Genomic DNA, 23,475 nt, shown 5'->3' on the forward strand with positions numbered 1-23,475 from the left:
GTAATGTGGAAACTGAGTATTATTTCGATGAAAAATTATATAAAAGAAGATTTAAAATAGAGAAAGCAAATGCTTGGTTAGATAGTTTCAAAGCATTATTGGTGAGATTTGAAACATTAAATATCACTTGGATAAATCTACATTATTTAGCTTTCTCTATTTTGTTCCTTAGAAAAATAAAAGTTTAAACAGCTTTATTACTAAGAATCATCCGCCGCAATTTTTCTGGTTATAAATTTAATAACCAGCAGTTATAAATTTCCCATCTGCTGCTTCGCTAAAAATCATTAATATTGTATAATTAAACATACAATATGATTACACTGGGAACCAAACTTCCCAGGCTTAGAAAAAAGAAAGGCTATACCCAGCAGGAGGCCGCTGACTTACTGGATATTTCTCAGCCTGCTTATCATAAATGGGAAACTGATACAGCACGCCCTTCCATAGAAAACCTGCTGAAGATCTGTGAGGTATATCAGGTTGATTTAAATGAGCTGCTGGAAGAGGCACCGACATTCAATATCACTAATAATGACTGTAATATTCAAAATATTGCCAACCCTAATTCAAATTTTTATACTGAATCCCCTGATCTGGTCAAAGGCTTATTAAAGAACCAGGATGCAATTACCAGTCTGCTCAGCACTCAGAACAAACTCATCGAAGCTTTGATTGAAAAGATTAAAGAATAACCAGTTTACTGACCAAACAAATCGAATTATACAGCATATTAATTTCCCGATTTTTTTTTAACAACGAAAAAGCTGGGGATTTTCCTGTACCAAATCATTAAATAGCTGTACATCAGGATCAGCACATATCCATATCATTTTCATAGTATTTACGCCTCTCGTGAGAGAGGCGTAAATATGTTCTATCTCACTTCTGAGAGAATTTCGTAAATTTATGGTGCATAATATATTACATGGATGTGTGATAATAAAAAACTAATGAATGAAAACCATAGCTTACAACAACAAGAAGCTGCGTATCATCACAGCATTGGCCGCCGCATTTTTCATAGTTTTCCACGGCCGGCCTCTAAACCTGTTAAAGGCATTTACTTCCCTGAGCTTTTATACTGCAGTAACGGTCAGCTTTGTCATCTCACTTTTATTAGTGTATACAATCCACATAGTTACAATATGGCTCGACAAAAGATCCGGATGGAGACTGGAGCCGGTTAAACGTTCTTTACTGCAGTTTTTACTGGGCGTTTTGCTGCCTGCCGTGACGGATGTACTGCTGATTTCTTCTTACTTTGAACTGCTGGGACAGAACATTTTTGATAATGGTTTTCTGCTGGTTGATTTTCCTGTTATTGTTTTCTTTATTATTTTCCTTAACCTTTACTACGTTATACATTATCTCCTGCTGTCAGACTCAAAAACAATACCGGACTACACTAAAGAAGTTAATCAGTACGATGAAAATATTAAAACTAAAAAATTAACTGTTGATAACAGCGGGCTATATCTGGAGTTCGACGTCCAGCAGGAAATATTATACTTCTACCGTTTTAGAAAACATGTTAAATTCACTGCATTCAACGGAGAAGAGTATTCTTTTAAAGAAACGCTTGGATCTGCAGCAGAGCAGTTCAAAGACTGCAGCTTCATCCAGATCAACCGTTCAGTTGTTCTTAACTTTAATATTGTTGAAGATTACCAGCCTGGTTTGAAAAGAAATACGCTTGAAATAATCTTTGAAAACAAGTATTTCAATCTTCTTAAAAATGAGAATATGGACCGGTTTGTAGTGACAAAAGAACATATTTCGAAAGTCAGTAATTATTTTAACAATATTTAACATAAAATACAGGTCATTTCATACCCGTTTCAGGTAGGTTTCATGCCGCCTCATTGTTATTACGCACCCGGTGCGAAAAAACAAACTCCCTGTTTTAGTGACACAGCAGGCTTCTGTTATGTCTTTTCGCAACCTTACCACTTTTAGCTATTGTTTTGTATTTTTTTAATGCTATACATTTACAATCAAATAGATAACGAAATCTCTAATCATCAGATCCCATTTTTAAATCAACATCTTTCCTGTTATTTATTGTAAGCTGTTTTAAAACTAAAAATCACAAAAAAAATAAGAAATTGTCCGGGCGTAATCTTTTAAGCAGCGGATCATAAAATAACTTTTGAAATCTTTTAGATATGTATCCTATATGTGATGCTGCAGGAAAACGGTCTATGCCGTCTCTGGGTCAGGCAGAAAATGTGATGTATATGTTCAGGAAAGCTAGAGTTAACGAGCTGACAGGAAAACGCATCAAACACCGCAAAGGAAAGCCGGTTCAGATCAGGGCATACTACTGCGGTTTCTGTGACGGATGGCATCTGACCAAGTGGACGCAGCAGAGATTTAAGAAAGCCCCTCAGCACAGCTTATGAGGGCAGAAAAATAACGGCAGACCACAGGTCAAGCCGGTGTAACGTATCCCTTACGGGTGTAACATAAGAATTCTAATAACCATTTCAGACTGCAGAAGCAGCCCACAGCCCAACTACCTCCGGTCTGTATCTTTTCAGTCCATTCACGGCAGTAACTTTTTGCCAAAATTTTAAACATTAAAATCAACCCAATGAAAACATTAAAAATTGCCGTTGCAGCGTTAATAATTGCTGGCGGTACATTAGGAGCTTTTGCGTTCACAAAAGCTGAAAAATCAGATAAAAAAGTATTGAATACTTATTATCCAGTAAAAACAGCAGGTTCCAGCTTTACATGGCAGCAGCTCAATCCGGCTGATTATGAATGCGTATCGGGAGGTGCTGCCTGCGCAGGATACATAGCCACTTCACCGCCGGCAGACAATACAATCCCAACTGGTTACACCACTACTAACCATGCGCTGCAGCCAAAATAACCCGTTCATAATAAATTGAATGGAACTGGACTGCTGAGTCATCAGCAGTCCAGTTTATTACTGTAGTAGGCTTAACAGGTCTTCAGAGTTATCACTCGAGGGGTCTTTCGGATTTCTCTTAGGATGCCCTTCTTTATCGACCACCAGTAAGGCCGGGAAGCTTGTGACCGAATAATGCTTTAATAAAGGATGCCCGATTCCCAACGCCCCGGTATTCAGATTTACAGCGTGCAGCGAAGTGTATAAACCGCTTCTGACACTGGATTTCCACATCCCTCTGTTCTTGTCAATATTGATACTTATAAACACCATACTGTCGTGATTGAGTTTACTTTCAATTTCCTTTAATTTAACTGCCAGCATCTTACACGGCGTACATCCTGTAAACCAAAAATCCAGCAGAACAGTTTTTTCCTTAAAATCCGCTGATTGTATTATACGGCCGGAAGTATCTTGTAAATTAAAATTATATGCGGCTCTGCCAATCAAAAGATTCTCCTTAAGACTGGCTATAATATCCCGGTAAATAGGTTCCTTAATAACATTATCAGCATCATTTACAATATTTCTCATGTCGTCTGCTGATTTTCTGTAGCGATATAATAGATAGGAAAGAAGCTTCTCCCTCGCCGGTCCCGAAAAAGCTGCTTTCAAAAAATAATAGCATTTCCCGACAGAAAACGGTTTTCCTGATTTATAGCAGGAGTCTACTACATACCGTGCAGTAATACCTTCACAGAACCCCGCAGACAATACCAGCGTAAAATTATCGCGGACAGCTGGAAAAGCATTCATATCGGGAGGCAGGTACCCTGACAAGGCTTCTGCCAGATCATTCTTGTCTATCCTGCTGTTTCTCAAAACAAACTCTTTAGCCGTCCATGCAGTACTCAGGTTACTACCTGCTATCAATTGAAATGCCCTGCTGCTGATACGGTCTCTGTATGCCGTAAGTAATTTCGACTTCAGCGTAAACAATGAATCGGTGAATTTCATTGATGTGATAATTTTATCCGGATCCTTATTATCAGGTGAAACATCATACCTGCTTTGTGAAATTTTGTAAAGCGCCCGCTGTAATACCCATTTACAAGCACCCTTACCGGCTATTTCCTTCTCTATTTCATCTGTATAGATAATTTTGTCATTCTGCTCAACAATAAAATCATACAAGTTTTTCTTTCCCTCCACATTTTTATTCTTTAATGGAAGTTTCAAAGAAATATATGAGGCAGGAGTTTCAAGAGGTACAGTGAATGAAAAACGGTGCTGATGTACTATACTTATAATGGCAGCCTCCGCCGGCTGGTCAATTTTAAGAGGATTATTAACAAGTTCCAGGGTAACTGTGTCTCCTTCGTTTAAAAATTTGAAGCTGCCATTAATCAGGGCATTTCCAGATTGTCCGAAGCAGCTGTTATAGCTGCATATCCCAGTTAAAAATAATATATATACTGCCTTCATCTGCTACCGCTGGTTTTGTTGAATTCCTGTCAGCTGCACTTCCTGGTCGGGAATTGCCAAAGCGTATTTAGGGTCATCAGGAAGAAGTGTATAAATTATGCCGTTGATCTTATGAGTTACTGTAGTTTTATAAGACTCTTCCTTATTAAGCCTCCGCAGATCCGTCCACCGAAGGCCCCTGAGAAAAAGTTCTTTTTTTCTTTCTAATAATATTCTTCTGAGCAGGGTATCTTTATTTCCGGCAGTTATAGGAATAAATTGTCCAGTCTGGTATCGGTTAATGAGGAGTTTATTCAGGTCGGCCAGTGAAGCGGCAAGGTTCCCGGACCTTGCACTGCATTCAGACCTGATAAGATACATTTCATCTGTTGCCAGCCCGCTGTAGTAGTTACCTTTAAAATCATAGGTGCCCCGGAATTTCAGACCGATTCCGGAGGTTGCTGTGCGGAAGAAATAACTTTTCCTTAAATCACCTGGTTCATAACTGTTATAAAGTGTACTGTCCATCTGCGCTGCATAGAGGCCGCTGTAACCAGCCAGGGCGGTGTGAAATATATCTTCTGCCAGAGGAGTCTTTGAAAGCACATTTCTTGACGGGGTAATACTGTTGTAGTCTACAAGCTCTTTTTTGGCCTCGAGGCAGCTATTGGCATAAGTATATGCAGTGCCGTATTTCCTTACTGCAAGGTACAGGCGTGCCAAAAAAGCATCGCAGGTGATCCTGCATGGTTTGGTAACAGAAGTCAAAGATGCAGGGAGAAGCCCTTTGGCATCATTTATATCATTTACCACCTTATCATATACCTGCTGGACAGTACCCCTGCCATAACGAATATTGATATCAGAACTGTTTACAAGAGGGATGCCTGGATCAGCTGCAGAGCCCGCAGCATCATAAGGAAGGGCAAAATTCTGTACCAGATTGTAAAAGGCATATGCCCTGAAAAAAAGAGCCTCTCCTTTGATGGTGTTATACCTCGTTAACTGCCCGGCATCAGGTGTTATCTTTGAAAGACCGTCCAGAACGACATTGCAGTAGTATACCTGCTGATAGGGGCCGGACCAGTCAAGGTAAACTGTTGTTCCCTGATACATATCCTTTGAAAAGGTATACACGTTATCAGCCACTGTTTCAGAAGAATTGTAAGTATCGTCGGTGATATAAATATCATCACATGCTAAATTTCCCAGGGAAGGGCTGCTGTATGCATTAAATATCTCTTCATTCTTTAAAAGCAGTTCGTAATCCGACAGGGTATTTGGGACTGCAAGAGCCGAATTTGGCTTTTTGTCCAGGAATGCATCCTGTTTCCCGCACCTGGAAAAGCTCAGGGCACAGGTTACTGCGCATATGCTGATTAAATATTTTGATAATTTTGTTTTCATAATGCCGTCGTTATAATTGAGTTTTAATTCCAAAGGATATAGTCCGGGGCTTCGGCAGATTTTCACCGAACAGATCCGGGTCTATTCCCTGCTTATTGGCACGCCATAAAATCCCTATATTATTGACATAGCAGTACAAGCGGAGCATTTTAAAAGGAGTACGTGCAAGGCTGCTTTTACTGAAATCATAAGACAGGTTAATGTCCTGTAAGCGGATATGGTCACCTTTTGCCACCAATACTTCGGAGTTCGTATAAAAAGCATCCCTTGCCTGATCTGCCGGCAGAAGCGCTGATGAGGGGACATCGGTAATTAATTCATCACCTGGTTTCTGCCAGCATTTTGTATAATCACTGTGGCCCTGCCAGTTTTGATAAAGGCTGGTATAGCTGATTGAAGAACGCCGGAAGAAATAATCCAGTTTATAAATAATGCCGGCCGACAGGGCAAAGCTTTTATAAGTAACTGTATTCCTGAATGAACCGAATACCTTCGGCCTCGATGAGCCGCTGAATTTAAGGCTGTCCAGCAGCGTATTTGATATGATGGAAGCATAGTCTGAACTCGGCCTGCCGTTGAGAAAGCCTCTGGGGTCACCGTTATTAGGATCCAGCCCAGCCCATTTATAGCTGTATATCCCGAATAACGGTTTATTTAATAAAGGTAATATAATGCCGTTATTTCCTGTGCCGTATGTTAAGGTACTGGCAGCATCCTGCGGAACATTATATTTTGTAACCTTATCGGCAGCACGGCTCAGCAAAAGGTTAGTAACCCAGCTGAAGCCGTGCTTTTTTACATTTATTGAATTTATAACGATATCAATACCGCGGCCGCTCGTACCGGCTGTATTGCCCCTGAATGTCTGAAATCCTGATGAGCCTGGAAGCGGTGAATCGCCGAAGAGATCAATGCCCTTTTTAAAATAATATTCGACGCTGCCGGAAATGGTATTATTTTTAGATGCAAAGTCCAGCCCCAGGTTAAGCATCGATACTTTTTCCCATCTTAATTCAGGGTTGCCCGGATTGGCGATTGAAGCGTACGGAACTCCGGTTACATAGGAATTTAGCTGCTGCTGTATAGTTGTCACAGCAGCTAAGCTCTTGTCAACATTTCCATTGTACCCATAGGTCAGGCGCAGTTTGGCGTAAGGCAGCCAGTCCAAATGATAAAACCGTTCATCACTAAATCTCCAGCTTCCTCCCAATGAGTATAGCGGCACTGACTTTTGATTGGTGTTTACTCCGAATAGATTTGATTTGTCGATCCTGCCGCTTATTGACAAACTATATCTTTTTTTGTAAGTATATGCTCCGTTGCCAAAATAAGATATATACCTGTCCGACAGACTCTGAAACCTTAATGCAGAAGGGATCTGGTTATAACTGCCGGAGGGATTGGTTTGAAAATAATTTGAGAGATCCACGTTAGTAAACGCACCTGTACTTTTATCAAAACCATAAAAAGTACTGCCGGTGTTTTCAGTAGTTACATCACTGATTTCGGCACCAGAAATGAGTACAGCCTCGTTTTCACCCCAAATTCTGCTGTAATCTGCCTGCACCCGGAGCCTTTGTGACGTCAAAGCCTGCTGCAGCCTGTCGTCTGTACCGCCGGCAGGTACGGGATAACTTAAAGTGCCGTCTTCTGCGGTCTGCGTAAACCGGTTGATCAGATTCCGCGCTGCATAAGTGGACAGGCTGTTATAGTATTCAAGTTCAGAAGTGCTTTTTTCATACTGGTATTTAAGATCCAGGTTAAAGCCCTTAAATGCTTTATAACTTAAAGCAGCATTGATCCTGTTATCAGTCAATTTAGAAGTGTTGTCCGCATTACGCAGCTTTTCCTGAAGTCTGGATAAAATTCAGTCCTATTGAAAAATCAAGCTTTTCAGTCAGGCTTACATTGCTGCTGGTATTCAATGTAAAACGCCTGCTGCCATTTCCGATCTGGTTACTCAGACCACGGTCATAGCCGGCCGATAAAAAGTAATCATTATTTATGCCCCCGCCTCTAAGGCTGACGTTATACTGCTGGTCAACGGACCTGCGGTAAAAATACTTTTCCAGCTCTTTCCTGCTGTCTATGGTGCGGAACGCATCAATTTGACTGTCCTTTTGGTTTTGGGGCAGGCTGGAATTAAGTACAGCAACGACAGGGGAAACAATTGGATAAGATGTGCTTGAGAGGTCATTGGTATAGTATCCCTGGCGGTATAATAATTTTTCTACATCTATAAAATCACCGGCACTTAAATAGTTTTTGTTATAAACCACGCTGGGCTTGCCGCCGACAGTTATATTTGAGTTAAACTCGACCCCGGTCCTGCTGTTCCGCCTGCCTTTTTTAGTAGTGATAACAATAACACCGTTCCTGGATTTTACCCCCCCCAGATAGAGGCGGCGGCAGCATCTTTAAGAACTGTGATACTTTCGACATCGTTTGGATTAATGTTACTGATGTCACCGTCATAAGGAAAATTATCAACGATAATCAGTGGCTGGTCATTAGCAAAAAGAGTGCTGTGTCCTCTTATATTAATGTCAGTACCGGAAGAAGAGGCTGCCGTGTTTCGGTTAAACATCAGTCCGGGTACAGTCCCTTCAAGACGGTCGATTATATTTGGGCTGACACGGCGGTTAAGCAGTTCGTTATTTACCGCCGCAAAGCTTCCAGTCGCCCTTTCCTTAGGAATCCTCTGATAGCCTGTAGAAACGACCTCAATGCCCTCAAGCTGGTTCGGATTCTCTTTTAATTTGATAACTAGTGTGGTGCTCTCACTGACAGTCTGTTCGTAAGTTTCATATCCTACGTAAGAAAACTGCAGTACAGCATCTTGATCAGGTACATCAATACTGAATACACCTTTACTGTCGGTACTTGCGGCTATATTTATGCCTTTGAGTTTAATGCCGACGCCTGCCAGAGGCTCACCTTTTTCATCGGTTACTATTCCGGTAACAGTTTTTCGGCTCTGCTTTTCTTTGGCTTTTTCCTTAACGGCAGTTTTTTCTTTTACGACAATGGTTTCTCCTACAATTTCGTAGGAAAAAGGAATATCTGAAAAAATTTTATCTAAAGCTGCTTTAAGAGGCATATTGGTTATGCTGATGGTAATCGGTGTGCTTTTCCCAAGCATTTTTCCTTTGTACCAGAATAGAAAACCGGTCTGTTTTTCTATCTGTTTAAACACCTGGTACATCGGGACAGCTTTTGCTTCTATGGTTACATTCTGCGCCCTTAGATTTGTAGCAGCTGCTAAGAGACTGGTGAACAGCATTATGAATAAGAAGAATTGAAGTCTCATAATGATCGGTTTTAACTGCAGTTTATGTTCAGCCGAGGGAACATAAGACGGGGGTAAGGCTGGATGATACCCATTGGGGTATTTCCATTTTGATAAAAAATACATAAGTTTGTTTAGGTTTTGCTGCTGGGACAATCCCATTTGAGAGCGTGCGGATGCCCTGCAGCCAGTTGATAAATCGGTTCGTGCTGATTATTGCTAAACCCAGTTTAACCGGAGCATTCTACAACGATGTCTCCGGTTTTTTTATGGGTATCATTCACTAAATCTAAAAATTTAAAAAAATTACCTCATAGGCTTCTGCTGTTTAGGTGTATTATAATTGACATTTGTGCTTTGATTTTGTCTGCTGCATCTTCTGGTGTCATTGGTTCTCTGGACATACACGGTCTGGTTGAATTGTGAAAAATTATTAGTAATTAAGATTTTTTGACCTCGGTGGTTTACGGCCGGATAATTTTTGTCTCTCTAGATGAAAATATGTTAATGCGGAAATTTTCCATGGCTTGTTTTCATAGTATTACGCAGACAGCAGCCAAACCAATAGCTGTGGAATTGAAAAAAAACGAAAAATAAAATAAGCAGCTGATTATCAGTCAGTAAAACTGCTGCTCAATGAGGATTTGATTTGGTACGCCGTGGGCAGAAGGGAGAGCCCTGTATAATTATTCATGAACAAATTAGAGCCGGCGTCTTTTCTTTTTCTTCATCTGGTTCTCAAAAGCCAGTTCCTCATAATCTTCTCCCTGTACGTCCGGAAGTAATCCGCCTGCAGGGGAGCTGCCTGTATCCAGCAGCTGTTCCAGCCCCTGCCGGTAATCTTCGGAAAGATCCCTTATCGATTCAAATTGCGGCTTCTTATTTTCATCCGGATGACTGTTTTCAGCAGTCTGTAGAAGATGCATCTGCTGCTTTTGTTCTGCATTACCATTCTTCATAATCAAGGCATAGTTCATGGTGTCTTTCAATGCTCTGTTAAAGCTGAACATATGGTCAAATAGTGATTCGCCAGATCCTTTGAAAGCAGTGCGGTCAAACTGTCCCAGTCTGGCGGAATGCTGAACGTTGCTTCCCTTTGAGTTGTTCATTGGGCTGAGCTTAATTTTATTAGTAATATCCTTACGGCTGACGATCACCTGCACATGCATCTGTTCACCTTCCTTCCGCCGGCCTTCTTTCACAAGCCCTTGTTTTACTTCGATATCTGTATGCCCATAATAACGGTTGTATTCCAGTTTACCGTACCATAACAGATCTCTGTTACCTTCAATGCCGGGACGTTTAAAGTTGCGGGCATAGAGATCCATTACACTTGATGCAAACTCTTTTAACTTATCTGCTGCACCCTTTTCTCCATATTGCTGCTTAAGGTATGTAATCTCTTTTTGGCTGGGACTGATATTAATAAGAAAGAATTTGGCATCGTCTTTTCCCAACTTGCTTATATTATTATCAATTCTTACCCTGGCTTCCTGTGGAATAATATCCCTGCGGCCAGTGCTGAACCATAATTCCGATTCTCTGCCGTTTTCAGGGGGAATGCGGTTCTCTTTTTCCAGGTACTGCACCAGCTGTCCGCAGCCTGCTTTATTGTTTCCGGTCTCTGAATCTGTGATATTGATGTACATAATCCTATAGGTTTTTGAGTGATTTCCTGATATGTGCTGTGAGTTCCTCTTTTTTCACATTTGTTGTGGTCCAGCCCATTTCTTCACGCTGGGCAATGTAGTATTCCAGTAATTCACTGAACTGCTGTTTGAGCAAATCCTTTTCTTTTTGCTTTGACAGCAAAAGCTTCACACCTTTTAAAAGATGTTCATTACTCTGAACAATGGTACCGGTTCTTTCGCTTTCTGTTAAAAGGTGTCTGCCGATTCCCTCTAGTACTTCCTTTTGTCTGGCGGCGGCGGCTTTCAATAATCCGGCATCTGAAAACAGGGGCAGCAGGAAATCTTTCTCCTGCTGGCGGATAAAAGACAGGATCCGGCTGATGCCGGAGGACAGTTCCCTTTTAAGCATTTCATCACCGGGATCAGCCGGATCTTTTTTACTCCGGTAAAAATAATCCACCATCTGGCAGAAAATATCTTTCTTGCTCCGGTGAAGGTTCTGGGTAAGTTTTTCGAGCTTAATGTCTGCTTCCAGGGGATAGCGGATGCTGTTGGTGTCTCTCTGTTTCATCTTATCTCATTTTCCGTTATTTCATATCTTTTGCTGATTACCGGTATATCATCCGGTATACTTTTTCCACTGCTGGGGAGTACTCCAAAGTCCATAGGTATACCCGGAGTATACCCAAAACCCCTGCGGCATCAGCCCAGGGCAGGTTGAGTAGGGCTCTGCCCAACTCCCGCTTGCTTTTTTCAAAACATTATGTTGCCGCTTTATTATTTTCATTAGTACTGTATTTTAATTTTTTAAAAAAAAGTGAAGAAAAAGCTTGCTTTTCATAATAGTATCTTGCTGTGTTCCGGTGAACACGAAAATCCGCTGTAAGGCGGATTACAGCCGGCAGGGATAAAGAACCCATTCTCCATTTCAAATTTAGGGAGGAACAGCTGAATAACAGCTGTTTTAACCAAAGCCAAATGATGCCGTTGAATGCCAAATAAAGCCACGGAAGGCTTGTTTATCAGTAGTTTATAGAATTAATAGTTCCTTTGCTCATATAGCTGGCTGGCTATATGGCGATTGCAGGGGATAACTATATATTTTATCAGCATCTGTAAAGCTGACAGATCAAAAACCAATAAGCTAATTGGCTAAATAGCCAGTCCTATAACTATCCAATTAAGGAGCTGGATAGTTATAGGGCCGGCCGGATAAAAATTTTTATATCCAGACAGTACAGTAATATTCTGAAAATGTAGCTGGGGGTATGGCAAAAGATACTGTCATACAGTTATGTAGTTAGGAAATCATACATATAAATAATAGAAATCAACAGATATGGAAAACGAAGAGCAAAGAAACCAGCAAAGTAACGGGCATGAAGGAAATGAAAAATCGGAGCAGGAGGAAAAGACCTTCGATCAAAAAAACATTTTTAAGAAACCTAGTGTAGATGAGCAGCAGATCATGAGCATTATGGCGGGAGAAAATACTGTTTCCAAAAGGCTTGTAATTGAAAAAGATCCCGCGGCTGAGGAACCCCGAAGAAATAAAAAAGAATATACCAGACCCAAAAAGCTGGCAGAATCAGATTATTATGATCAATTCTTTAAAATACCTATGACAGCTGCAAGCAAAGGGAAATCTGTTTACATACGGCCTGAATTTCACCAAAAGTTTTTACGGCTGATCAGTGTTCTTGAAATCGAAAAGCTGACTATCTACGCTTATGTAGACAATATCATTGAACATCATTTTCAGGAGTTCGAAGAGCAGCTCACCAATATTTATCAGGCAAAGAACAAACCGTTGTTCTGACCTGAAATAATCTTCCTCTATATGGCTGAAAAGCCATTCAATGCCAAGTAATTCCACTGACTGCCAATTTGAGGACATACTTCGTTTCGGGATTAATTTCCGGAAAAATGTAAGTTATGTTATATAAAGAAACGGTCAGTCCGGAGATGCTGGAGCTTCTGCAAAAGCTAATGAAAGATGAAAACCTTAAAGATTTTAACCTTGTCGGAGGTACAGCACTTTCACTACGCATCGGAAATAGAAAATCAGTGGATATAGATATGTTCGGACCAAAAGACTTTGATCAGCAAAACATGTTAAAGTATTTAGAAGATATGTATTCGGCTAAAAAAATCAGGATCTTCAAAAATACTGTAATGAGCCGTATCAATGGGGTTAAAGTGGATATTATCACTCACAAATACCCTTTAATAAACCCAATAGAGATTCAGGAAGGAGTCCGCATGGTCTCTAACGAAGACATTGGAGCCATGAAACTTCATGCCATCTTTCAGAACGGAACAAGAATAAAAGATTTTGTGGATATGTATTTTCTTTTGGAGCATCATTCCCTCAAAACGTACCTTCAGGCATATGAAAAGAAGTACAATGGAAATCCGGCGCTTGCCGCCTATGGTCTGCTGCATTACCAAAATATAGATATGGAGGACAAAGTTTTTATTATAAAGGGTAAGGAATCCGATTGGAATAGAATGAAGGAACGGTTGAAAAAGGCAGTATTTGCCCCAGATCATAAGTTTTCTCAAACCCAGAACCAGAAAAAGCCACTACCTCCAAAGAATAAAGGAAGGGGGCTTAAGTAGTTGGTGATAATTGCACAGTTCAGAAATAAAACGTAAATTTAATAGTATGAAAAACACCGCGAAAAATAAAAGAATGCCCAATATTGAGCGTGTATTTTTTTGGGATTTCGATATAGACGCTATGGATTTTGACAAAGCCTATAAAACGATCATTGCCCGTATTATTGAAAGAGGCGGACAAGAAGAAGTTGATGAAATCGTCCGTTTTTATGGCCGTGAAAAAGTTATCAAGGCAATTCGTGATGAAATTTACTTTCTTCCCAACTATGCCATTGAAGATGCTCTAAAATTCTTTCCCGAACTTAAAAAAGAAGAGTTGTACTGTTATCTGAATAGAAAAGACAAGCCTTACCACTGGATTTAAAGCCAGCGGTCATAATTCTATTTATATATTAATTTGCTGTCATCCAGCTTTCCTTTAAAATAACGTATGAAAAATGTTTTTGTAATAAATGGCAGTGCGGGCAGTAATTCATCAAATCAAAAACTTATAGATATATTCACTGATATTACACAGGGTATTCTTAGAATAAAAGTTTTTAATGACCTGAAAACTCTTCCGCATTTTGATCCTGAACTTTCTATTGACAACCCCCCGGAAGAAATCTTAAATTTTAGAAAAGAGATTGAGACGGCGGACGGCGTTTTAATTTGTACACCTGAGTATGTTTTCAGCATTCCCAGCGGACTCAAAAATGCTATTGAATGGTGTGTATCAACGACAGTATTTTCCGAAAAACCGGTAGGGATAATTACAGCATCAGCTAATGGAGAGAAAGGACACCTGGAATTACAGTTGATTTTGGAAACATTAATGGTAAATTTTACTGCTGATACTACACTTTTAATTCCAGGTATAAAGGGAAAAATAAATGAGCAGGGCCGTTTAACTGATATTAAAACAAAAGATTCGTTATTAAATTTCGCACATGCATATGAAAAACTGATTTCATAGTGAGAATATATTAAAAAAATCGCAGCAGAAGTACCGGTCTGAACCGTTTTGACTGTTGAATAGCCTAATAAGCTGTCCCTCGGACTGAAGCAGCCTCAGGTTAAGAGGATAACTGGCGGAAGTATTTTACGATGGTCTGTTTCTCTGGTCAAAAATTGTTTTCAAAAGAAAAAAAGAGGAAAAAAAGAAAGCAGATCAACGTGGCGGGCAGGCGTAAAACCAAAAGGAAACTGAATAAATGGAGGGCCCCCTTTAGGGGAGGAAACCGTTTATGCGGTAGTCTTTTGATTGGGGCTGTGTGATGGGATGCCCTCCGCACCTTCGCCGTCTTTTTATCCATTTTTTCTTTATAAATCATTTTATTTAAAGTTCCGCTTACGGAAAGCGGATAAATCTTCATTAATAAAAGCGGCTTTAAAAGCCGCGGAAGGATACCAGGAAATACAGCAGGGATGCTGCAGGCGGGCATTTATTGGTATGCTTTTCCTGAAATACTTTTTAATGTGCACCGGCATAAGCAGAAGGACAATTAAAGTGTTTTGAGGATCAAAGAATCAGTCTAAAATAGCAATAATCGGGTATTACAGCCAATGTATGCCAAATACTATCCCGGTAAGGACAGAAGTAATAATGAACAGCTTATTGATTTTATATTGGAAAAAAATAATATCATAGTACAAGAGATTAACAGCAGAAAAGAAAAAAAGGAAACAGATATATCCAAGGAAAAGGATAATACTCTTTTTATACAGGTTGATAAACACAGTGATCCGTGCCATTTAGTTTGCAGGTTCCCATAAAAGAGTACAACAGGGTATTTATATTTATTTGTAAATAAGAATGTTGGGTTTAAGGTGCAATAGTATTAGCTTTTATATATGCCTTGAATATTTCACATATGGATGTGAATGCAAATATGATGAGCGAACCCAAATTTATATTTCCCTTAAGAATCATTCAGATGTTCCAATATTGAACGATGATGATAAGTATAAGTGTTTGATTTATAACATCTATAATTATTACTTTATCAAAGAAAATGTGAAAATTATTTACTCATATTTGCTATCAACAGGAGAAATTACAAGTTTCACAGTAAAATAAAGTGCAGTGCTGATAGTCATGAAGTATTTAAAAATGATGTCAAACAGTTATTGCCGTAATTAGCGGGCCTGCCTTAAATATAAGCTCCTAATCACCATTTAGTTATACCCTCTATAAACGTTTCATCATTATAGTCATATACAATAGCAACACTATATCTAGCCCTTGTTAGCGCAACATATAGTTTTGCAATATCGAACGCGTTTTTTTCCTTTGTTTTACCAGAGGATTTATTCTTAACCATTTTTGTTAAAAGACCATCCTTAAGATACTGGATAATAGGTTCAGTAGGGTAAATCAATACACGATCAAATCCGAGACCTTTACAATTGCCGAAATTCCATTCTGGTTCAATAGCCAACTGGTACCTTAATATAGTGGGTGAATATTTTGAGCAATACTCTAAAATTTGACTTTTCCTAACTAAGAAAATACCACTATGATCATTAGCTGCATTTCTGCATTCAGCACAGTCACATGGCATACTAGGCTCCAAATCGGGATATAATTTCGAGGAAAAATCACATATTTCCTTGTTATTCCTATGAGAATGGCGTAAAGTTACTTCATCGACAACACAATCCTTTTTGCATTTGTCAACTATAAACTGTTTGATCTTACCCTCTTTATACTGTCTGTTCTTTTTTTCATTATGGGTTAGATAGGTAACTTGTCGCGGATCTCCAACTAAAGTGATTTTAATTGTTGTTTTAAAAAACAATCTTAAAAGTTCAAGATCGTTACCAGCAAGATCTTGAACTTCGTCTATCAACAAATGTCCGAATATTTTTGCGAGCCTTTGAATGACCATTCCATTCGATTTCTCGTTGCATCTAAATACAAATTTTGAAAGTTTGTCAGAATAAATCCTGCCGCTGACAGCGAAATAATGCTTAATGAAATTTTTTTCCTCTGTAAACGGTACTGCAATCCCTTTACTATTTCGATAGTTAATTCCTGATGCCTCATTGACCAACAACATACCTCTGATATTGCCACCAAACAAATTTCCTTGGTAGGGTCTGGCCCCATGCTGGAGCAGAAATGAGAACCAAGTCTGTATTGTAATATTGGCGGGTATGGAGCCATTAATCTCATAAAATTTTTTTCTTATCTCTTTCTCGTTAGCCTCTGTATAAGTTGTGATTAAAACAGCTTCAGATACAATGTTTAGTGCTTGACGTACTAAATAGGTAGTTTTGCCAGATCCAGCTACAGAAACGATTAGTTTATTACTGGGCGATTGCATCAAGAATATATTTTGGAAATACTAAGTCTTCACCGGATTTAAAAATTTTTAATGCACAAGCTGTTTTATTCCCGTGCATGAAACGATGCAATTCTTCTTCTGTTTTTTCAACCCCAAGTATCATATTAATTTTATCTACCCCATTTTCTTTGAGGAATTTGGGTTCTAGGGTGTTATAATTGAATGCCTTTGTACCGATAACCAATTGTCCAGAATCAACAACATCGTCAAAGCAGATTTTGATAAATGGTTTAGCATTGGCGCCTAAATAATCTTTATACTTTTCTTTAATAGCATCAACTTTACCATCATTGTCCGTCACCACGCAGACGGATTTCTTGATTTTATTTGCAATCTGTAAAAACCTTACGAAACTTGTTCCAACAGAAATAACGTCTATCTCATCCTGGATTGGAAGTCTGCCTGCATGTTGATCCATATATGCCCGTTGCACTAAAAGTTCATCACAATCACCCTCAACTAAAATGGCCTTCTTACACAATATTAATCTAAGGGTATCGTAACCGGGCAGTTTTTCAAAAAATTCTTCTGTATCGTCTGGTAGACCAGATAAGACGACTGGAATCTTATTGTCTATTATTATGAGATTTTCAAGCCCCAGCTTGTTGGCTACAAAACTACTATGAGTAGAAATGAGAATCTGCTTCTCGATACATTTCTCGGTAATATCTTGGATCAGTTGATTGAGTTTCGAGTGTGAGAGATGGTTTTCTGGTTCCTCAATAAGTATTATGTTAGCTTCTTTGGACTTTTTATGTTCAAGTGCTAATTTAGTTTTTATAATTGCCTGTTCCCCTTTTCCTATATGTTGAAACGGTATATTTTCCACTGAAGTAAGGAAACTAGATTCCCAGGCATCCTTAGAGGATAGATCAATAGTCAACTTCAATTTCTTTTCTGGTGATCCATCTACAGCTATCCCGTTAATTATTTCGTTCACCTTTTTTACGGATTCATCATTGACAAAAGCACCTTGCAGCCGTCGATGGGCATGAGCAAGACCGTTTCTGTCTTTTTCATCAAGGTGATTTCGCAATATGTGCGAAATATAGACATCAGAGCCGTTCTTGTATCTGCTTGAAGTGGAGTCTATTAGAGCAGATTTAAGGGGGATCTTTCTTGGTGTAATAGATTCTCTAGCACAACTAGTCCAATTCACTTCATAAAACTCTATAGGAAGTGCCGAAATATTTCCTTCTGACACATATTCGTTGTATTCCGATCTGTATTTTTCAGCCAGTCCAATTTTGAAACAGATACCACACTCATTTTTTGTAGTACTATTTCCGTCACCTTCGAAGAAAGGGAGGTCATCACCAGCTATAAAAACTTCAATGCTGATCTCCGGCGGTGGTAAAGGCTTGGGTGTGCCAAGACTTAGCAGGTACTCTTGTACTGATTGATAATTAAAATAATACTCTGAAAGATCATTTATAAAATATCTTCCATTTGAAAGACCTGATAGAGCCAAATGTATAGCTTCTAGTATGGTCGACTTTCCTGTTTCATTATTGCCGACAAGTATATTTAGTCCTTTTTTTAATTCAAGCGTAAATGTGTCTCGATAAGATTTGAAATTCTTTATAATTACTTTACTAATATGCATAATTATGACTTTAATGGATGGCTATAGTTTTAACTTAGGATATGATTTATGAAGCTATTTTATTCCAAACCGCCATTAAACGGTAGTAATGGATTTCAGTATCACCGTCAAAACATGCGTAACAGGCTGGATTCATAAGTTTGAGGTTAATTAGTTTTCGTAAATATATTAAATTTTAATGAGTCCAAAATAAAATATATTAGGTGTTTGATTGATTCATACCAATATAAATATACTATCAGAGTGGGGCAGTAAAAGTTGTATTGTGCACTTTCACTAGTGTAAACTGTTTCAAGACTGAACTTTACAAACACCTAATATAGAGAGAGAATAATACTGCTGAATACCCAAATTTAGAAAATATTGAGTTTATACTTCATCAGGTAATCAAATTGGTGACCACTTTAGCCAGACATAGATGGAAACAGCTGCATACTTACATTATCTAAGACTAACAGAAGAAATATCTCAACCATACGCCTGTAGAATGGCCAGTTAAAGTCAAATAATACCTCTAAAAGCCATCCGGCACATGCAGTTCACTTTGTAAAATACATTAGCTGATCCTATCAAAAACATTGGCTGTGAAAAAGGAAAAACCGGCTGCTAAGCCTAAAAAAGCATGTATTCAGCAATATAATTATAGACATCAGCTTGTTCCTATAAAAAAGATTCCCGTAAAAGAAGCTGTGGAAATGCTGCGCAGTGCAGGAATAGACGTTCAGGAAGAAGAAGCGGAAGAAATTATGGAATTTCTTTACATCCTTACGCAGATAACCATCAAAGAATTTTTCTCATATCACTGATTATTCGTATATTAGCCTTGTAAAGAGGTGAAAATAAACTGACCCCATTTCAGACTGTCTCAGCGCTGAAATAGATAAATCCCTACTAAATACTTTCCTCGGTATTCTATTCTTTATTCATTAATTTTATAAAAATATACGTTATGGTAACTGCCGATTTATACATCAGGGTTTCTACCGATGAACAAGCCGAAAAGGGATATTCCCAAAGAGATCAGGACGAAAGACTGCGTAAGTACTGTCTTCACAGCAATATTACCGTCGGGCAGGTTATTTACGAAGACCATTCTGCAAAAAGCTTTAAGCGTCCTGCGTGGATCAAATACCTCAGTGAGATTAAAAAGAAAAGCAATAAAAGCAGTCTGGTACTGTTTACCAAATGGGACAGGTTTAGCCGGAATGCCGGAGATGCCTACCAGATGATCAGCCTGCTGCAGAAAAACGGGATCAATCCGCAGGCCATAGAACAGCCTCTGGATATGGCTGTTCCCGAAAACAAACTGATGCTGGCTATTTATCTGGCTTCTCCGGAAGTCGAAAACGACAGAAGAGCATTAAACGTCTTCCACGGCATGAGAAAGGCAAAGAAAGAAGGGCGGATGATGGGAACAGCTCCCTACGGCTACATCAACCGCAGCATGGAAGACGGTACAAAGTACGTCGCCGTGAAAGAACCTGAAGCTGCTAATCTAATCTGGGCATTTAATGAGATAGCCAAAGGCTGTACCCCGGCAGAGCACGTCAGGGTGCAGATGAACAAGAGAGAAGGTAAGGGACTGGCGAGAAACACCTTTATAACCGCCATGCGGAATGCTGTATACTGCGGTAAGATATATATCGGGCAGTACAAACAGGAAGAGGCATACTACATTAAGGGAAAGCACGAACCATTGATTACAGAATCACTGTTCCGCAAAGTTCAGGATGTACTGGAGAGGAATAAGAAAGGAGAAAGACCAGGGGGCAAGGTGCTCTGCAATGAGCATTTTCCGCTTCGGGGTCTTTTGACCTGTCCGCTCTGCGGTAACAATCTTACGGGCAGCGGTTCAAAAGGCCACTCAAAAATATACTACTATTACCATTGTACAAAGAAATGCAGTTTCAGGTATAAATCTGAGACAGTGAACGATCTTTTTGAAAAAGAACTGACAAAATTTGAATTCAGCCCTGCTTTGAAGGATATTTTAAAAAAGCTTCTGATTAACAACTATAAATCCTTTACCGGCGGTATCGATGAAAAAAGAAAATCTGTATCCAGGCAGATAGATTTGATCAACGAAAGAGTATCGAAAGCAAGGGATCTTTATCTTTCTGATAAACTGGATGAAGACGATTACAGGGAAATAAAGAGCAGCGGGAAGTTAGAGGCTGATAAGCTGGAAGAAGAGCTGGGTTATCTGGTTTCAGAAACTAAGGCATACGACATTCAGACCAGGCTTGACAGTGCCCTAAATGCAGTTTCAAACATCTCAAAACGGTATAAACAGGGCGATATGGAAACAAAGAGGATGATTGCGAGTTCGATATATCCAAAAAAACTTGAATTTGACGGAACGGTGTTTCGAACTGCTGAAATGAATGTAATCGCGAAGTATATCTATCTGTCTAACAGAGGATTAATTAATAAAAAAAACCGACATCAAATCGTTGAAAATTTTGATGTCGGTTGTGTGAGCGCGTCAGGATTCGAACCTGAGACCGTCTGCTTAGAAGGCAGATGCTCTATCCAGCTGAGCTACGCACCCATTGAATAATTTTGAGAAAATTATTAAAACAGTCGGGGCGGCAGGATTCGAACCTGCGACCTCCTGGTCCCAAACCAGGCGCGATGACCGGACTACGCTACGCCCCGATTAGGTCATCTAAAAAAACAATGTGTATTACCTTGTTTTTGTGAGCGCGTCAGGATTCGAACCTGAGACCGTCTGCTTAGAAGGCAGATGCTCTATCCAGCTGAGCTACGCACCCATTGAATAATTTTGAGAAAATTATTAAAACAGTCGGGGCGGCAGGATTCGAACCTGCGACCTCCTGGTCCCAAACCAGGCGCGATGACCGGACTACGCTACGCCCCGATTAGGTCATCTAAAAACAATGCATATTGCCTTGTTTTTTGTGGGTGCAAAGATAGGATACTTTTTTAAATAAAAAAACAAAAAGCTAAATAGTTTTTAATGATTTTTTTGAAATTAAATGGATATTAAGTTTACCCATTTAGTAACCATTGAGTTAACATGGTTTATAGCGTACGAAATAATGAATTTTTTTTTGCACTTTTATCTTTGCTTTGATAACATAATGGGGCGTTGGAAGATAATTTAGCAAAAAAAAGAGATTATGAAATTTCAGCGTAAATAAAATAGAGAAATCATGATCTTATTATTTTTTGATACTAAAACGTAAATGAAAAAAGAAATGAGAAATAGAAAAAACTCACAATTTTTATTGTGAGTTTTTTTGTGAGAATGAAAAGATGATTATTGAACGGTTGAATTCTTTACTTTTTGTAAATCTAAATCCTGAAAATCGAAGCTGAAATCAATATCAGGAGAAATGCCCTTCATTTTTATGCGTTGTGCCTTACCCTCTTCATCTAAACTAAAGATAGCAAAGGCATCACAATTCATATCCTTATACTCCCATTTAATAGCAAAAGTATTTGCTTTGTAAAAGCTCATGGGTCCATTGAGCTTGGGTGAACGATATGATTTAAACCATAATTGATTTCCTTTTAAGAAAACTTCAACTTTTCCAAACCATTTATCTTCATACAGCCCGATTAAATCTTCATTTTTTAAGGTGGTATTTTTTGCTTTGCTTACCATCTCCCAGACTTTTTGAGTGACTTCATCTCCAGATTTTTTTTGTGATTGAAAATGAGAGGCATACTTATCTACCCACCCAAAATCATTCAGACCTAAATAACTGTCAATAATGGTTTGGCTTACTGATGAGAAAACACCAGCACCTCCATTTTCTGTATTGGTTAAAATAACGATACCTAAATTTAAATCTGGAATCATGGTGACAATTGAAAGCATTCCGGGGAGACCTCCAGTATGCGAAACACTTAGATTTCCTTTGATATCAGATAAGTTCCAACCTAGGCCATATCCATTGAAATGTTGGTTGTATCTGGGGTTAGGATCTGCTTTATCCACTGTGTGAATGGTCCACATTTCACTTTGTCTTTCTTCGGTGAAAAGTTGTTTTTCTAAATTGGATCCGTATTTACCTTTGTTTAATTGAGTAAGCATCCATTTAGACATATCATTAACGTTGGATACAATTCCTCCTGCAGCTCCATTTATCATAGCTCCATATAAAGATATTTTTTTTATGGTGCCTGATTCTGAGGAGTGGGGAAGAGCCATTGCATTGATATCTTTTACTTGGTTGATGGAACTGAATGAGTTTTGCATTTGCAAAGGTTCCATGATACGTTTTTGTATGAAAGCTTCCCAAGTCATTCCGCTTACTCTTGCTGTTACTTCACCTGCCACTAAATACAATTGATTGTCATAATCAAATTGTGTTCGGAAACCTGAAGCAGGCGTGAAATGTTGGAATGAAGTTACCACATCTTTGATCGTAAAGTCTGTCCCGTCTGGAAACATCATTAAATCGCCTACTCCTAAACCAAGTCCGCTTCTGTGGCATAATAAATCTTCAATAGTGAAATTTTCTGTCACATAGTCATTATACATTTTAAATTCGGGAATGTACTTTTTGACTTTATCAGTCCACGAAAGTTTTCCTTCATCTACTAAAATTGATAAAGCGGCAGTTGTGAAAGCTTTACTATTAGACGCAATTTCAAAATTAGTATGATTATCAACGGGTAGTTTTGTATCTATGGATTTGATGCCGTAACCTTTTTCGTGAATTATTTTCCCATCCTTTACAATGGCTACAGCAACGCCGGCAACATTGAATTTTCCCATGGCGTTAGCCACAAGTGCATCTACTTCTTTGGAGGTTATTTGACCCAATACATTATGGCTTGCTAATAATGCTATAATTGGAATGATGAATAGACGCAGTTTTATTTTTGTCATAATTAATTATTTGTTGTCATTGTTTTAGTTTTTATCTAAGTCTTCACTGACTTGAAGTTGAAGAGTTAGGTGGGTAAATTTAAAGATTAAAAACAAATCTAATCGATGTGTCAAATTTTTATTACTTATTTCTTGGGATTGTTAGCTTAAATGTTTGATAATCTGTTTAGATGAAGCAAGGAATGTGAGATTCATTTAAATGTAATGAAGACTGTCGGAAAAAATTAAAGATGGGAGAGAGTGAGAAATAAAGAGGATCAGTCTCAAAAGTTGGGGAGAAAATAAAAAATGCTATTTTTGTATAATGCTAAATGATGCCGAACTGCTTAAATTATTTTTACCTGAACTGTTGATTGAATATTTTGAGATTGTAAAATTTGAAGAAGAAAACCAAATTCTACAT

General features: G+C 38.8%; 18 protein-coding genes, 4 tRNA genes and 2 pseudogenes. 10 read left to right on the top strand and 14 right to left on the bottom strand.

The window, feature by feature from the left end; translation table 11 throughout:
• The 4 genes and pseudogenes from BUB80_RS23905 to BUB80_RS21915 all read left to right on the top strand — a co-directional run.
• Window positions 1-188: pseudogene (locus BUB80_RS23905) on the top strand (IS5 family transposase); the annotation flags it as partial.
• A 126-nt stretch (window positions 189-314) separates the two neighbouring features.
• On the top strand, window positions 315-695 hold the full coding sequence (locus BUB80_RS21900) for a helix-turn-helix domain-containing protein (protein ID WP_073297753.1): 381 nt from the start codon (window positions 315-317) through the stop codon (window positions 693-695).
• Window positions 696-957: 262 nt separating this feature from the next.
• Window positions 958-1,812, top strand: a complete 855-nt coding sequence (locus tag BUB80_RS21905; protein ID WP_073297755.1) for a LytTR family transcriptional regulator DNA-binding domain-containing protein — start codon at window positions 958-960, stop codon at window positions 1,810-1,812.
• 784 nt (window positions 1,813-2,596) lie between these two features.
• Window positions 2,597-2,881: a hypothetical protein gene (locus BUB80_RS21915; protein WP_073297759.1), complete on the top strand. Its 285-nt coding sequence runs from the start codon at window positions 2,597-2,599 to the stop codon at window positions 2,879-2,881.
• Window positions 2,882-2,938: 57 nt separating this feature from the next.
• Here BUB80_RS21915 and BUB80_RS21920 read toward each other — a convergent pair whose 3' ends face one another.
• The 7 genes from BUB80_RS21920 to BUB80_RS21950 all read right to left on the bottom strand — a co-directional run bounded on the left by BUB80_RS21920 (window position 2,939) and on the right by BUB80_RS21950 (window position 11,222).
• A complete protein-coding gene (locus BUB80_RS21920) occupies window positions 2,939-4,345 on the bottom strand; it encodes a TlpA family protein disulfide reductase (RefSeq protein WP_073297761.1) in 1,407 nt (468 codons plus the stop codon).
• Between the two features lie 3 nt (window positions 4,346-4,348).
• Window positions 4,349-5,731, bottom strand: a complete 1,383-nt coding sequence (locus BUB80_RS21925; protein ID WP_073297789.1) for a RagB/SusD family nutrient uptake outer membrane protein — start codon at window positions 5,729-5,731, stop codon at window positions 4,349-4,351.
• A 10-nt stretch (window positions 5,732-5,741) separates the two neighbouring features.
• Window positions 5,742-7,547: a SusC/RagA family TonB-linked outer membrane protein gene (locus BUB80_RS21930; protein ID WP_073297763.1), complete on the bottom strand. Its 1,806-nt coding sequence runs from the start codon at window positions 7,545-7,547 to the stop codon at window positions 5,742-5,744.
• A 19-nt stretch (window positions 7,548-7,566) separates the two neighbouring features.
• A complete protein-coding gene (locus BUB80_RS21935) occupies window positions 7,567-8,010 on the bottom strand; it encodes a hypothetical protein (RefSeq protein WP_073297765.1) in 444 nt (147 codons plus the stop codon).
• Window positions 8,011-8,114: 104 nt separating this feature from the next.
• Window positions 8,115-9,041 (bottom strand): STN domain-containing protein, encoded by a 927-nt coding sequence (locus BUB80_RS21940; protein WP_175549643.1) that lies wholly within the window; start codon window positions 9,039-9,041, stop codon window positions 8,115-8,117.
• A 680-nt stretch (window positions 9,042-9,721) separates the two neighbouring features.
• Window positions 9,722-10,669, bottom strand: a complete 948-nt coding sequence (locus BUB80_RS21945; protein ID WP_073297769.1) for a DUF5712 family protein — start codon at window positions 10,667-10,669, stop codon at window positions 9,722-9,724.
• A 4-nt stretch (window positions 10,670-10,673) separates the two neighbouring features.
• Window positions 10,674-11,222, bottom strand: coding sequence for a BfmA/BtgA family mobilization protein (locus BUB80_RS21950; RefSeq protein WP_073297770.1), 549 nt, complete (start codon window positions 11,220-11,222; stop codon window positions 10,674-10,676).
• Between the two features lie 768 nt (window positions 11,223-11,990).
• Here BUB80_RS21950 and BUB80_RS21955 point away from each other — a divergent pair.
• From BUB80_RS21955 to BUB80_RS21970, 4 genes are all read left to right on the top strand, one after another.
• Window positions 11,991-12,470, top strand: a complete 480-nt coding sequence (locus BUB80_RS21955) for a DUF3408 domain-containing protein (RefSeq protein ID WP_073297772.1) — start codon at window positions 11,991-11,993, stop codon at window positions 12,468-12,470.
• Between the two features lie 116 nt (window positions 12,471-12,586).
• Complete coding sequence (locus BUB80_RS21960) at window positions 12,587-13,273, top strand: nucleotidyl transferase AbiEii/AbiGii toxin family protein (protein ID WP_073297774.1); 687 nt, start codon at window positions 12,587-12,589, stop codon at window positions 13,271-13,273.
• A 46-nt stretch (window positions 13,274-13,319) separates the two neighbouring features.
• Entirely contained in the window at window positions 13,320-13,637 is a 318-nt protein-coding gene (locus tag BUB80_RS21965; RefSeq protein WP_073297775.1) for a DUF6922 domain-containing protein, read from the top strand.
• Window positions 13,638-13,703: 66 nt separating this feature from the next.
• Complete coding sequence (locus BUB80_RS21970; protein WP_073297777.1) at window positions 13,704-14,228, top strand: NADPH-dependent FMN reductase; 525 nt, start codon at window positions 13,704-13,706, stop codon at window positions 14,226-14,228.
• A 1,195-nt stretch (window positions 14,229-15,423) separates the two neighbouring features.
• Here BUB80_RS21970 and BUB80_RS21980 read toward each other — a convergent pair.
• Entirely contained in the window at window positions 15,424-16,581 is a 1,158-nt protein-coding gene (locus BUB80_RS21980) for a UvrD-helicase domain-containing protein (protein ID WP_073297781.1), read from the bottom strand.
• On the bottom strand, window positions 16,565-18,208 hold the full coding sequence (locus tag BUB80_RS21985) for an ATP-dependent nuclease (RefSeq protein ID WP_073297783.1): 1,644 nt from the start codon (window positions 18,206-18,208) through the stop codon (window positions 16,565-16,567). Before BUB80_RS21985 ends, BUB80_RS21980 begins: the two co-directional genes overlap by 17 nt.
• A gap of 584 nt (window positions 18,209-18,792) precedes the next feature.
• On the opposite strand from BUB80_RS21985, the gene BUB80_RS21990 reads away from it, so the two are divergent.
• On the top strand, window positions 18,793-19,014 hold the full coding sequence (locus tag BUB80_RS21990; protein WP_139262854.1) for a hypothetical protein: 222 nt from the start codon (window positions 18,793-18,795) through the stop codon (window positions 19,012-19,014).
• Window positions 19,015-19,157: 143 nt separating this feature from the next.
• A pseudogene (locus BUB80_RS23910) lies at window positions 19,158-20,102 on the top strand (recombinase family protein); the annotation flags it as partial.
• Window positions 20,103-20,685: 583 nt separating this feature from the next.
• Here BUB80_RS23910 and BUB80_RS22000 read toward each other — a convergent pair.
• The 5 genes from BUB80_RS22000 to BUB80_RS22020 all read right to left on the bottom strand — a co-directional run bounded on the left by BUB80_RS22000 (window position 20,686) and on the right by BUB80_RS22020 (window position 23,072).
• Window positions 20,686-20,759: transfer RNA gene (locus BUB80_RS22000), tRNA-Arg, on the bottom strand.
• Between the two features lie 32 nt (window positions 20,760-20,791).
• A tRNA-Pro gene (locus tag BUB80_RS22005) sits at window positions 20,792-20,866 on the bottom strand.
• A 42-nt stretch (window positions 20,867-20,908) separates the two neighbouring features.
• Window positions 20,909-20,982: transfer RNA gene (locus BUB80_RS22010), tRNA-Arg, on the bottom strand.
• 32 nt (window positions 20,983-21,014) lie between these two features.
• Window positions 21,015-21,089 (bottom strand) — tRNA-Pro (locus BUB80_RS22015).
• A 402-nt stretch (window positions 21,090-21,491) separates the two neighbouring features.
• Window positions 21,492-23,072: a serine hydrolase gene (locus BUB80_RS22020; protein WP_073297787.1), complete on the bottom strand. Its 1,581-nt coding sequence runs from the start codon at window positions 23,070-23,072 to the stop codon at window positions 21,492-21,494.
• Window positions 23,073-23,475 lie beyond the last annotated feature (403 nt).

The organism is Chryseobacterium polytrichastri, from assembly GCF_900142445.1.
Classification (GTDB): domain Bacteria; phylum Bacteroidota; class Bacteroidia; order Flavobacteriales; family Weeksellaceae; genus Chryseobacterium; species Chryseobacterium polytrichastri.

Excerpts from the sequence above, each read along its gene's own strand:
- BUB80_RS21900 (WP_073297753.1), top strand. The coding sequence starts at position 315 with ATGATTACACTGGGAACCAAACTTCCCAGGCTTAGAAAAAAGAAAGGC.
- BUB80_RS21905 (WP_073297755.1), top strand. The coding sequence starts at position 958 with ATGAAAACCATAGCTTACAACAACAAGAAGCTGCGTATCATCACAGCA.
- BUB80_RS21915 (WP_073297759.1), top strand. The coding sequence starts at position 2,597 with ATGAAAACATTAAAAATTGCCGTTGCAGCGTTAATAATTGCTGGCGGT.
- BUB80_RS21920 (WP_073297761.1), bottom strand. The coding sequence starts at position 4,345 with ATGAAGGCAGTATATATATTATTTTTAACTGGGATATGCAGCTATAAC.
- BUB80_RS21925 (WP_073297789.1), bottom strand. The coding sequence starts at position 5,731 with ATGAAAACAAAATTATCAAAATATTTAATCAGCATATGCGCAGTAACC.
- BUB80_RS21940 (WP_175549643.1), bottom strand. The coding sequence starts at position 9,041 with ATGAGACTTCAATTCTTCTTATTCATAATGCTGTTCACCAGTCTCTTA.
- BUB80_RS21945 (WP_073297769.1), bottom strand. The coding sequence starts at position 10,669 with ATGTACATCAATATCACAGATTCAGAGACCGGAAACAATAAAGCAGGC.
- BUB80_RS21950 (WP_073297770.1), bottom strand. The coding sequence starts at position 11,222 with ATGAAACAGAGAGACACCAACAGCATCCGCTATCCCCTGGAAGCAGAC.
- BUB80_RS21955 (WP_073297772.1), top strand. The coding sequence starts at position 11,991 with ATGGAAAACGAAGAGCAAAGAAACCAGCAAAGTAACGGGCATGAAGGA.
- BUB80_RS21960 (WP_073297774.1), top strand. The coding sequence starts at position 12,587 with ATGTTATATAAAGAAACGGTCAGTCCGGAGATGCTGGAGCTTCTGCAA.
- BUB80_RS21965 (WP_073297775.1), top strand. The coding sequence starts at position 13,320 with ATGAAAAACACCGCGAAAAATAAAAGAATGCCCAATATTGAGCGTGTA.
- BUB80_RS21970 (WP_073297777.1), top strand. The coding sequence starts at position 13,704 with ATGAAAAATGTTTTTGTAATAAATGGCAGTGCGGGCAGTAATTCATCA.
- BUB80_RS21980 (WP_073297781.1), bottom strand. The coding sequence starts at position 16,581 with ATGCAATCGCCCAGTAATAAACTAATCGTTTCTGTAGCTGGATCTGGC.
- BUB80_RS21985 (WP_073297783.1), bottom strand. The coding sequence starts at position 18,208 with ATGCATATTAGTAAAGTAATTATAAAGAATTTCAAATCTTATCGAGAC.
- BUB80_RS22020 (WP_073297787.1), bottom strand. The coding sequence starts at position 23,072 with ATGACAAAAATAAAACTGCGTCTATTCATCATTCCAATTATAGCATTA.